Here is a 10,948-nt window from a genome sequence, read left to right on the forward strand (position 1 = left end):
GCTCCTGGAGCGTGCCCATCTCGTCGGCGAGGTTCGGCTGGTAGCCCACGGCGGACGGCATGCGGCCGAGGAGGGTCGAGACCTCGGAACCGGCCTGCGTGAACCGGAAGATGTTGTCGATGAACAGGAGCACGTCCTGCTTCTGGACGTCGCGGAAGTACTCCGCCATCGTCAGGGCCGACAGCGCGACGCGAAGACGCGTGCCCGGCGGCTCGTCCATCTGGCCGAAGACGAGGGCGGTCTGTCCGAGGACGCCGGCCTCCTCCATCTCGACCATGAGGTCGTTGCCCTCACGGGTGCGCTCACCGACACCGGCGAACACCGACACACCGCCGTGGTCGCGGGCGACGCGGGCGATCATCTCCTGGATGAGCACCGTCTTGCCGACACCGGCACCGCCGAAGAGTCCGATCTTGCCGCCCAGCACGTACGGGGTCAGCAGGTCGATGACCTTGATGCCCGTCTCGAACATCTGGGTCTTGGACTCCAGCTGGTCGAAGGCCGGGGCCTTGCGGTGGATGCCCCAGCGCTCCTTGACATCGAGGGTCTCGCCCTCCGCGAGGTTCATGCACACGCCGGTCGTGTTGAACACCTTGCCGAGGGTCACGTCGCCCACGGGGACCGTGATCGGGCCACCGGTGTCCTGGACCGCCGAGCCGCGGACCAGACCGTCGGTCGGCTGGAGCGAGATGGCACGGACCATGTTGTCGCCGATGTGCTGGGCGACCTCGAGGTTGATGGCCTTGGTCTCGCCGGCGAGGGTCACCTCGGTCGTGAGGAGGTTGTACTGCTCCGGCATCGCGTCGGCCGGGAACTCGACGTCGACGACCGGGCCGATGATACGAGAGATGCGACCGACGCCACCCGCGGCCGGAGCCGTCGCGGCGGTGTCGCTGACAGTTGCCGTCATTGGTCTGTTTCCTTACCTGTGGGCGTTACTTCTGTGCGTCGGCGAGGGCGTTCGCACCGCCCACGATTTCGCTGATCTCTTGGGTGATGCCGGCCTGGCGGGCCTGGTTCGCGAGCCGCTCGTACTTCTTGATGAGCTCGGACGCGTTGTCGGTCGCCGACTTCATCGCGCGCTGGCGGGCCGCCAGCTCGGACGCGGCCGAGGACAGGAGCGCGGTGAAGATGCGGTTGCGCACGTACTTGGGCAGCAGCAGGTCGAGCACCTCGGCAGCACTCGGCTCGAAGGAGTACTCGGGCGGGATCTGCCCCTCCTCGTACCGGTTGACCGAGAAGTCGATACCGCTGTCGTCGTCGCCCGCCTCGTCGGCACCGACGACCTCGAGCGGCAGCAGCCGCAGCACGTGCGGCTCCTGGCGGACCATCGAGCGGAAGCGGGTGAAGACGACGTGGATCTCGTCGTGGCCGCCCTCGGCGTGGTCCTTGAGGAAGTCCGCGGTGATGCGGTCGGCGATCTCCTTGGCGTTCTCGAACGTCGGGGCGTCGGAGAAGCCGGTCCACTCGGCGGCGTACTCGCGCCGACGGAACTTGAAGTAGCTGACGGCCTTGCGCCCGACGAGGTAGGGCACGACCTCCATGCCCTCGCCCTGCAGGTGGGCGATGAGCTCGGCGCTGCGCTTGATGGCGGCGACCGAGTAGGCGCCCGCGAGCCCGCGGTCGGCGGTGACGATGACCACGCCGGCACGCCGGGCCTCGGTGGCCTGCGTCGTCAGCGGGTGGTCCTCGTTCGTGTTGGTCGCGACCGCACTCACGGCGCGTGTCAGCGCGATCGTGTACGGCATCGCCTCGGTCGCCTTCTGGCGGGCCTTGACGACGCGGGCGGCCGCGATCAGCTCCATCGCGTTGGTGATCTTCTTGATGGACTGGACGGACTTGATGCGCTGGCGGTAGATCCGCATCTGCGCTCCCATGTGCTCCGCCTCTCTTGGTCTCTGGGGGTGTCGAAGGGCTCGGGGTCGGGCGCCGTCACGTGGACCGGCCCGGTTCCGGGACGCCGTCCGCGAGGCCCGCGCCGGGCGCGGCTCGACGGGACGGCGTCCCGGAGGGGGTCACCTGTTCTTGACGATCTTGGCCTGGGCGATCGCGTCGTCGTCGAGCTCCTCGACGTCCTCGGTGCCGGGCTCGAGGCCCTCACGACCGGTGCCGCGGAAGGTGAACTTGACCTCGTCGACGACCGTGCTCAGCGCCGCCTCGGTGTCCTCGTCGAGCTTGGCCGTCTCACGGATCGTCTGGAGGATCTTGCCGTCGCGCCGCAGCGTCTCGAGCAGCTCGGTCTCGAAGGCGCGGACGTCCTCGACCGCGACGTCGTCGAGCTTGCCGGTCGTACCGGCCCACACCGAGACGACCTGCTCCTCGACCGGGTACGGGTTGCTCTGCGGCTGCTTGAGCAGCTCGACGAGGCGCGCACCACGGGCGAGCTGCGCTCGCGAGGCGGGGTCGAGGTCGGAGGCGAACATCGCGAAGGCCTCCATGGCACGGAACTGCGCGAGGTCGAGCTTGAGGCGACCGGCGACCGACTTCATCGCCTTGATCTGCGCCGCACCACCGACACGCGACACCGAGACGCCCACGTCGATGGCGGGACGAACGTTGGCGTTGAACAGGTCCGCCTGCAGGTAGATCTGGCCGTCGGTGATCGAGATGACGTTGGTCGGGATGTACGCCGACACGTCACCGGCCTTCGTCTCGATGATCGGCAGACCGGTCATCGACCCGTGGCCGAGGTCGTCCGAGAGCTTCGCGCAGCGCTCGAGCAGCCGCGAGTGGAGGTAGAAGACGTCGCCCGGGTAGGCCTCGCGGCCCGGCGGGCGGCGCAGCAGCAGCGACACGGCGCGGTAGGCCTCGGCCTGCTTGGACAGGTCGTCGAAGACGATGAGCACGTGCTTGCCCTGGTACATCCAGTGCTGGCCGATGGCCGAGCCGGTGTAGGGCGCGAGGTACTTGAAGCCGGCAGAGTCGGACGCCGGCGACGCGACGATCGTCGTGTACTCGAGCGCGCCGGCCTCCTCGAGGGTGCCGCGGACCGACGCGATGGTCGAGCCCTTCTGGCCGATGCCCACGTAGATGCAGCGGACCTGCTGGTCCGGGTCGCCGGACTCCCAGTTGCGCTTCTGGTTGATGATCGTGTCGATGGCGACGGTGGTCTTGCCGGTCTGGCGGTCACCGATGATGAGCTGGCGCTGGCCGCGACCGATCGGCGTCATGGCGTCGATCGACTTGATGCCGGTCTGGAGCGGCTCGTGGACCGACTTGCGCTGGACGACCGTCGGGGCCTGCAGCTCGAGCGCGCGACGCTGCTCGGACTTGATCTCGCCCAGGCCGTCGATCGGGTTGCCGAGCGGGTCGACGACGCGGCCGAGGAAGTCGTCGCCGACGGGGACCGAGAGGACCTCGCCCGTGCGCTTGACGGTCTGGCCCTCCTCGATGCCGGCGAAGTCACCGAGGACGACGACACCGATCTCGTGGACGTCGAGGTTGAGCGCGAGGCCCAGCGTGCCGTCCTCGAACTGGAGCAGCTCGTTCGTCATGGCCGAGGGCAGACCCTCGACGTGGGCGATGCCGTCACCGGCGTCGGTGACGCGACCGACCTCTTCGCGGGAGGCCGCGCCCGGCTCGTAGGACTGGACGAAGGAGTCCAGTGCGTCCCGGATCTCCTCCGGACGGATCGAAAGCTCCGTCATGTCAGATCTTCTCCTCGGTTTCGACCCGGGGTTGCGGGCCGGTGGGTGTTCACAGCTGGTGGTGGGCCTCAGGCGCCCATGGCGCGACGTGCGCCGTCGAGCTTGCGGATGACGGTCCCGTCGATGACCTCGTCACCGATCTCGACCTTGACGCCGCCGAGGACCCGGGGGTCGACGACGGTGCTGACGTGGACCTTGCCGCCGTAGATGGCGGAGAGGCCGGCGGCGAGGCGCTCGCGGTCGCCGTCGCCGAGCGGGACCGCGGACGTCACCGTCGCGGTCTGCTGCTCCCGACGGGCGGCCGCGGTCTCGAGGTACCTCTCGACGGTGCGGTCGAAGCGGCGTCCGCGCGGCGACACGACGGCCTGGCGGGCCAGGACGAGCGTCTCCGGGGCAACCCTGCTCTCGAGGAGCGTCGCGACGAGCGCGGACCGGCGCTCGGCCGGGGCCGACGCGTCGGTGAGCGCGGTGCGCAGTGCGGGGTCGGCGGCGACGATCCGCTCGAACCGGAAGAGCTCGTCCTCGACGCGGTCGGCGCGGTCGGCCGTCTCGGCCTCGGCGATGACCGTCTCGACGGCGTAGCGCTCGAGGGTGTCGGACAGGTCGCGCTCGGAGCTCCACCGCTGGGCGGCCACGCCCTTGAGGACGACGAGCGCCTCGGCGCTCACCTTGCCCGCGAGCAGCCGCTCGACGAGCGAGGACTTCTCGGCCCCCTCCCGCGAGGGGTCCGCGACGGCGCGACGCAGGGTCACGTTGCCGTCGAGGAGGGCGACGACCGCGAAGAGCTCCTCGGCCAACCGCGGGCGGTCGGCACCGGCCACGAGCGCGCCGGTGAACGCGTCGCGGCTCGCGGCCGCTGCTGCGCGTGAGGATCCCTGCATCAGCGGTCCCCGACCTTCTCACGGACGACGTCGCCCGACTCGAGCTCGGCCAGGAAACGCTCGACGATGCCCTTCTGGCGGGTCTCGTCCTCGAGCGACTCACCGACGATGCGGCCGGCGAGCTCGGTCGAGATGCGGCCGAGGTCCCCACGCAGCGAGACGAGGGCCTGCTGGCGCTCGGCCTCGATCTGCTTGTGGGCCGTGTCGGTGATCCGGGCTGCCTCGCTGGCGGCGTGCTCGCGCATCTCGGCGATGATCTGCGCGCCCTGGGCCTTGGCGTCCTCACGGATGCGGGCGGCCTCGGCGCGGGCCTCGACGAGCTGGGCCTGGTACTGCTCGAGGGCGGCCTGGGCCTGGGCCTGGGCCTCCTCGGCCTTGTTCATGCCGCCCTCGATGGCCGCGGTGCGCTCGGCGTAGATCTGCTCCAGGCGCGGCACGACCTTCTGCTTCACGACGAAGTAGAGGATCGCGAACACCGCGAGACCGAAGAGGAACTCCAGCGGGTGCGGGATGATCGGTGCCGCGGTGGCCCAGAAGCCGCCCTCACCGCTCTCGGCGGTCATGGTCACTGCATGCATGCGGGTCTCCTAGAGAAAACGTACGGAGCGTCGACGAGCTGGTGGCCCGTGCGGGCGTCAGGCCTTGAAGACGAACGCGAGCGCGATACCGAAGATGGCAAGGGCCTCGGTGATGGCCATGCCGAGGAAGGCGATCGGCTGGAGCATGCCGCGGGCCTCGGGCTGACGGGCGACGCCGTTGATGTACGCGGCGAAGATCAGGCCGACACCGATACCGGGGCCGATGGCGGAGAGGCCGTAACCGAGGATGGCGATGTTGCCGGTCATGTTGATTCCATTTCCTTCTTGTCGGTCCCGCTGGCGGTTACCAACGGGGCTGGGTGAAGCGTCGGGGTGGAACGGTCGAGCGGGTGGAGCTGGTGGAGCTGTCCGTGCGGCCGTCAGTGCTCGTCGGCCAGGGCGCCGCCGATGTAGAGCGCGGCGAGCAGCGTGAAGACGTAGGCCTGCAGGAACTCCACGAGGAGCTCGAACAGGGTCATGACGAAGGCGAAGATCCACGTGACCCCGCCGGCGACGACGAGCACACCGCCGTTGGTGAGCATGTACCAGCCGCCCGTGATGAACAGGACGATGAGGATGTGGCCGGCGAACATGTTGCCGAAGAGTCGCAGCGCCAGCGTGACGGGCCGCGTGAACAGGTCGGTGATGAGCTCGAGGATGAAGATCGGGACGATCATGCCCTTGGGCAGACCCGCCGGGACGAGCGACTTCCAGTAGCCGACGAAACCGTGCTTGCGCATGCCGACGACGTGGAAGATGACCCACACGAGCAGCGACAGGGCGATCGGGAAGCCGATGCGGCTCATCGTCGGGTAGCTGAACGGCGGGACGACGCCGAACAGGTTGTTCACCAGGATGATGATGAACAGGGAGAAGAGCAGCGGGACGAACTTGAGGAACTCCCTGGACCCGATGAGGTCCTTGGCGATGCCGTTGCGCACCATGCCGTAGACGGCCTCCGTGGCCATCTGGCCGCGGCTCGGCACGATGGCCTTCTTGCGCGTCGTCGCGAGCAGCCACCAGGCGATGAGCAGGCCGGACACGACCATGAGCAGCATCGGACGGGTGATGGCCCACGCGCCGTCACCGATCAGCGGCTGCCAGAACTCGCCGACGCCAGGCGCCTCGAAGTCCGACGGTGCGGCGGCAACGATGCTCACGGGTTACTCCTTCGTACGTTCTGGGCTGCTCGGCCGACGACACCGGTCATCGGCACGGGGTGAGGTCCCGCGGTTGGGGTGGTGGGGTGCCAGGCCCTCGTGCTGCGCGTGCTGCTCGGCGGGCCGGGCGGCGTCGCGCCGGCTGGCGACGCGGGGTCCGCCTGGCTCAATGGGTACCGTATCGGAACCAGATCAGGTAGAGCGACAGGGCCATCCCCCCGACGATCCCCACTCCGACCAGCCACGACGTGCCCAGCCAGTGGTCCGCGAGGGCCCCCAGGCCGCCGTAGACGAGGGGCCCCGTCAGCAGGTAGGCCACGGATCGCCAGGCCGAGTCGGCCTCGCGCCGGTTGACGGCGTTGACCCGCTCGCGCGCCTCCTCCTCCTGCTCCGCCGCGGTGGGCGGACGCGTCGGCTCCTCGGGCTCGGGACCGGGTGGCGGTGTCGGTGGGGTGCTCATGGTGACCTCCCTGCTCACGACTCATCACGCGGCTCCCGCGGCGGCGTCGAGGGGCGGTCTGCGGGGGCATCGGACGCGGCCTCGGACCCGACGTCGGTCGTGGGGTCGAAGGCGAAGATGCGCAGGTGACGGTAGGCACGCATCTCGAAGAAGAGCCAGACGACGGCGCAGACGGTGACGGACACCCCGATGGCGTACCCCGAGGCCCACGTGACGTCGCGGAGGGCGAAGAGGGTGACGGCGAGGACGAGCACCTTGAAGGTGTAGGTCAGCATGACGACGACCATGACCATCGTGGGTGCGAGGTGGGCCGTGTAGCGCATCGCGAGCAGCGTCAGCGTGAAGAAGAAGACGACGAGGGCCGCCCCGATGGCGGCCGACCAGGCGGCCGTCGGGCTGGAGAACAGCCCGACGAGGACGCAGACGACACCGGCGACGAGGGTCGGGGGCAGCGACCCGCGCAGGAGCTGCGCGAACGCATCGGACTGTGATGCGGTGCGGGCCGGGGTGGTGCTCACGGTGGACCTGCCTGGTGCGTCTGGTCGGCGGGGGCGAGTGGGCTGCGAACGGGCGCTTGGTGCTCGATCGCCGTGTGGGGCAAGACGATCCGCGGCCCGGGGAGCGTCCTTCTCAGACTCCCCTCAGGTGCTTGTGAATGCTATCACAAGCGTTCGGAGGGCCTCCACCGCGGGAGCCAGACCGTGAGCACGACACCGGCGACGGCGGCCGCGCCGACGACGACGAGCGGTCGCCAGCCGTCCCAGATGACGAACGAGACGGACCCGAGGGCGACGATCGCGGCCCACAGGTAGAGGATGAGCACGGCCCGGCGGTGGCCGTGACCGATGCGCAGCATGCGGTGGTGCAGGTGCATCGCGTCGGCGTGCCAGGGCCGCTGGCCGGCGCGGGTCCTCCGGACGATGGCGAGGACCATGTCGAGCAGCGGCAGGAGGAGCACCGCGAGGGGCACGATGATCGGCAGGAACGCCGCCGTCACCTCGTTGCCGCTGACCTGCCCGGGGTCGACGTTGCCCGTCAGCGCGATCGTCGCCGCCGAGAGGAGCAGGCCCAGCGTCAGGGCCCCGGAGTCGCCCATGAACAGGCGCGCCGGGTGGAAGTTGTGCGGCAGGAAGCCGGCGCACACGCCCACGAGCGCCGCCGAGATGAACGTCGCGGTGGAGAAGACGTTGGCCGGCACGAACGAGCGGGACACGATGTAGCTGTACATGAAGAACGCGAGCGCGGCGATGCCGACGACACCCGCGGCCAGGCCGTCCAGGCCGTCGATGAAGTTGACCGCGTTGGTCCACACCATGACGACGATGACGGTGAAGAGCACGAGCACGGGAGTCGGCAGGATCGTCGTCCCGAAGATCGGCAGCGACAGCAGCTGCACCCCGGTGTAGGCCATGAGGCCTGCCGCGAGGATCTGCCCCGCGAGCTTGGTGATCCAGTCCAGCTCGCGGATGTCGTCGAAGGCCCCGAGGAGACAGACGATCCCGCCGGCCACGACGACGCCGATGATCTGCTTCGTCGAGAAGAGCGTGCCGAGGTAGGGCAGCGCCCGCGCCACGAGCGCCGCCGCGACGAACCCGATGTAGATGCCCACTCCCCCGAGCCGCGGGATCGGCGTCGTGTGGACGTCGCGCGACCGGACGGCCGTGAAGGCGCCCGTCGCGACCGCGAGGCTGCGCACGAAGGGTGTGGCGACGTACGTGACCGCCGCGGCCACGATGAGGACGAGGACGTACTCGTGCACCTACCGACCCTCGCTCGGGCGCCGACCGCGGACGGTCAGCGCGGGTAGGCGGGGAAGCGCGTCACGAGGTCGGTGACCTCGGCACGGACCTCCTTGCTCACCGGGTGGTCCGGGTCGGCGTCGCCCTGGGTCACCGACGTGTGGATCAGGCGGGCGATGGTCTTCATCTCCTCCAGGCCCATGCCCTGGGTCGTCACCGACGGCGTCCCGACGCGGATGCCCGAGGCGATGTTCGGCTTCTGCGGGTCGAAGGGGATGGCGTTCTTGTTCAGGACGATGCCGGCCGCGTCGGCGCGAGCCTCGGCGTCCCTGCCGGTGACGCCGATGCCCTGCAGGTCGAGCAGCGACAGGTGCGTGTCGGTGCCGCCGGTCGTGGGACGGATGCCGACGTCCTTGAGGCTCTGCGCGAGCTGCTTGCTGTTGGCGATGACGTCCTGGGCGTACTGGGCGTACTCGGGGCTCGCGGCCTCCTTGAAGTTGACCGCCTTGGCCGCGATGGTGTGCATCTGCGGACCGCCCTGCATCATCGGGAACACCGCCTTGTCCAGGGCCGCCGCGTGCTCGGCCTTGCACACCAGCGCACCCGAGCGCGGGCCGCGCAGCACCTTGTGCGTCGTGAAGGTGACGACGTCGGCGTAGGGCACCGGCGACGGGATCGCCTTGCCGGCCACGAGCCCGATGAAGTGGGCCGCGTCGACCCAGAGGATCGCCCCGACCTCGTCGGCGATGGCGCGGAAGCGCTCGAAGTCGATGAGGCGCGGGATGGCCGAGCCGCCCGCGCAGATGACCTTGGGGCGGTGCTCCTTGGCCAGGCGCTCGACCTCGTCGTAGTCGATGTCCTCGGTCTCCTTGTCGACGCCGTACGGGACGGCGTCGAACCACTTGCCGGAGAAGGAGACCTTGGCGCCGTGGGTGAGGTGGCCGCCCATCGGCAGGGCCATCGCGAGGAGGGTGTCGCCGGGCTTCATGAACGCCCCGTACACGGCCTGGTTGGCGGAGGCGCCGGAGTGCGCCTGGACGTTGGCGTGGTCGGCGCCGAACAGCTCCTTGGCCCGCTCGATGGCGATCGTCTCGGCCTTGTCGACCTCGGAGCACCCGCCGTAGTAGCGACGCCCCGGGTAGCCCTCGGCGTACTTGTTCGACAGCGTCGAGCCGAGCGCGGTCAGGACCGCGGGCGAGCTGATGTTCTCGCTCGCGATGAGCTGCAGGCCGCCGCGGATGCGGTCCAGCTCGGACAGGAGCACCCCCGCGATGTCCGGGTCGAAGGACTGGAGGGCGCCGAAGTCGGAGCCGTAGAACGTCGTGTCGTCAGCCATGGGGCATCTCCGGAGGGTGCGGGTTTCGGTGCGGGTTTCCGTGCGGGTTTCCGTGCGGGGCACTGGTGCGAGCGCGGACCAACTCTATGCCGTCGAGCCGTGGGCGGCGGCACCGCGTCCGTGCTGGGTGGGGTCGACGCTCGGGTCCGGCGTGGGGTCGGGCGGCACCTCGCCGACGGGCTCGCCGGCGTCCGGGACGTCGGCCGTGTCGGCGTCGGGGACGTCCACGCTGGCGACGGCGTCGGTTCCTGCGTCGTCGGTGGGCGGCTCCTGGGGCAGGAGCGCCGCGTCGAGGTCGGCCTGCGGGATGGCGCCGAGGCGCAGGGTGACGGGGACCTCCCCCGTGCAGTCGACGATGGTCGAGGGAGCGCCGCCCTCGGTCGGGCCGCCGTCGAGGTAGACCGCCACGGACTCGCCGAGCATGGCCTGCGCCTCGTCGACCGACCGCGCCGCGGGGTCCCCGGTCGTGTTGGCGCTCGTGACGGCCATCGGTCCGATGTCGCCGAGCAGGTCGAGGGCGATCTCGTCGTCGGGCACGCGCAGCGCCACGGTGCCGTTCGTCTCGCCGAGGTCCCAGTGCAGCGACGTCTGGGCCTTGAGCACGACCGTGAGCGGACCGGGCCAGAACCGCTCCATCAGGCGGTTGGCGTAGTCGGGCACCTGGGTGGCCAGCCCCTGCGCGGTCCGGGCCGTCGGGATGAGCACCGGCGGCGGCATGTCGCGCCCGCGGCCCTTCGCGGCGAGCACGGAGGCCACGGCATTGGCGTCGAAGGCGTCGCAGCCGATGCCGTAGACGGTGTCGGTCGGCAGGACCACGACCTCGCCGCGTCGCACGGCCGCCGCGGCGGCGGGGATGCCCTCGGCGCGGCCGTCGGGGTCGGTGCAGTCGTAGCGCTCGCTCACCCGGCAGAGCCTAGTCGCGGCACCGACGCGGACCGCGACGTGTCCCGTGCGCCCGGGCGGCGCGTCCGGACCGCGCGCCCGGGCGTCGGGCCGAGCGGCCGGAGCGAACCGGCGAGACCCGCCCGGACGAAGCCGAACGTCGTGTGGATCCGGCCGCCCGACCCAGCGGAGTGGGTCGCGCTCGGTGCGGGGCTGACGCGTCAGGCGGGTCAGACGCGTCAGGCGCGGCGGGCGGTGGTGACCC

At 70.4% G+C, this 10,948-nt stretch carries 12 protein-coding genes; all 12 read right to left on the minus strand.

The features are described from left to right. A partial coding sequence (locus tag ACPYOM_RS17605; protein WP_481346956.1) for a F0F1 ATP synthase subunit beta occupies positions 1–910 on the minus strand: 910 nt, incomplete at its 3' end. Between the two features lie 25 nt (positions 911–935). Continuing rightward, entirely contained in the window at positions 936–1,877 is a 942-nt protein-coding gene (locus tag ACPYOM_RS17610) for a F0F1 ATP synthase subunit gamma (protein ID WP_481339306.1), read from the minus strand. Between the two features lie 138 nt (positions 1,878–2,015). Continuing rightward, positions 2,016–3,647, minus strand: a complete 1,632-nt coding sequence (atpA, locus tag ACPYOM_RS17615; protein WP_481339304.1) for a F0F1 ATP synthase subunit alpha — start codon at positions 3,645–3,647, stop codon at positions 2,016–2,018. Between the two features lie 68 nt (positions 3,648–3,715). Next, positions 3,716–4,528 carry a F0F1 ATP synthase subunit delta gene (locus ACPYOM_RS17620; protein WP_481346957.1) on the minus strand — a complete coding sequence of 271 codons (813 nt, stop codon included), beginning with the start codon at positions 4,526–4,528 and terminating at the stop codon, positions 3,716–3,718. Then, the gene (locus tag ACPYOM_RS17625; RefSeq protein WP_481339300.1) at positions 4,528–5,106 is read right to left on the minus strand and encodes a F0F1 ATP synthase subunit B; all 579 of its coding nucleotides are present in this window, start codon (positions 5,104–5,106) and stop codon (positions 4,528–4,530) included. The genes ACPYOM_RS17620 and ACPYOM_RS17625 overlap by 1 nt, the downstream gene beginning before the upstream one ends. Before the next feature lie 57 nt (positions 5,107–5,163). Further along, positions 5,164–5,373: an ATP synthase F0 subunit C gene (gene atpE, locus ACPYOM_RS17630; RefSeq protein WP_026863922.1), complete on the minus strand. Its 210-nt coding sequence runs from the start codon at positions 5,371–5,373 to the stop codon at positions 5,164–5,166. A gap of 113 nt (positions 5,374–5,486) precedes the next feature. Next, entirely contained in the window at positions 5,487–6,266 is a 780-nt protein-coding gene (atpB, locus tag ACPYOM_RS17635) for a F0F1 ATP synthase subunit A (protein WP_481339298.1), read from the minus strand. Between the two features lie 166 nt (positions 6,267–6,432). Beyond that, positions 6,433–6,726: a hypothetical protein gene (locus ACPYOM_RS17640; RefSeq protein ID WP_481339296.1), complete on the minus strand. Its 294-nt coding sequence runs from the start codon at positions 6,724–6,726 to the stop codon at positions 6,433–6,435. A 14-nt stretch (positions 6,727–6,740) separates the two neighbouring features. After that, positions 6,741–7,244, minus strand: a complete 504-nt coding sequence (locus ACPYOM_RS17645) for a Cg1360 family ATP-synthase-associated protein (RefSeq protein ID WP_481346958.1) — start codon at positions 7,242–7,244, stop codon at positions 6,741–6,743. A gap of 143 nt (positions 7,245–7,387) precedes the next feature. After that, on the minus strand, positions 7,388–8,485 hold the full coding sequence (locus ACPYOM_RS17650; RefSeq protein ID WP_481339292.1) for a glycosyltransferase family 4 protein: 1,098 nt from the start codon (positions 8,483–8,485) through the stop codon (positions 7,388–7,390). Positions 8,486–8,520: 35 nt separating this feature from the next. After that, positions 8,521–9,801: a serine hydroxymethyltransferase gene (locus ACPYOM_RS17655; RefSeq protein ID WP_481339290.1), complete on the minus strand. Its 1,281-nt coding sequence runs from the start codon at positions 9,799–9,801 to the stop codon at positions 8,521–8,523. 84 nt (positions 9,802–9,885) lie between these two features. Continuing rightward, complete coding sequence (locus tag ACPYOM_RS17660) at positions 9,886–10,704, minus strand: L-threonylcarbamoyladenylate synthase (protein WP_481346959.1); 819 nt, start codon at positions 10,702–10,704, stop codon at positions 9,886–9,888. Positions 10,705–10,948: the final 244 nt, after the last annotated feature.

It is taken from the genome of Monashia sp. HAY1-2A (assembly GCF_056755315.1).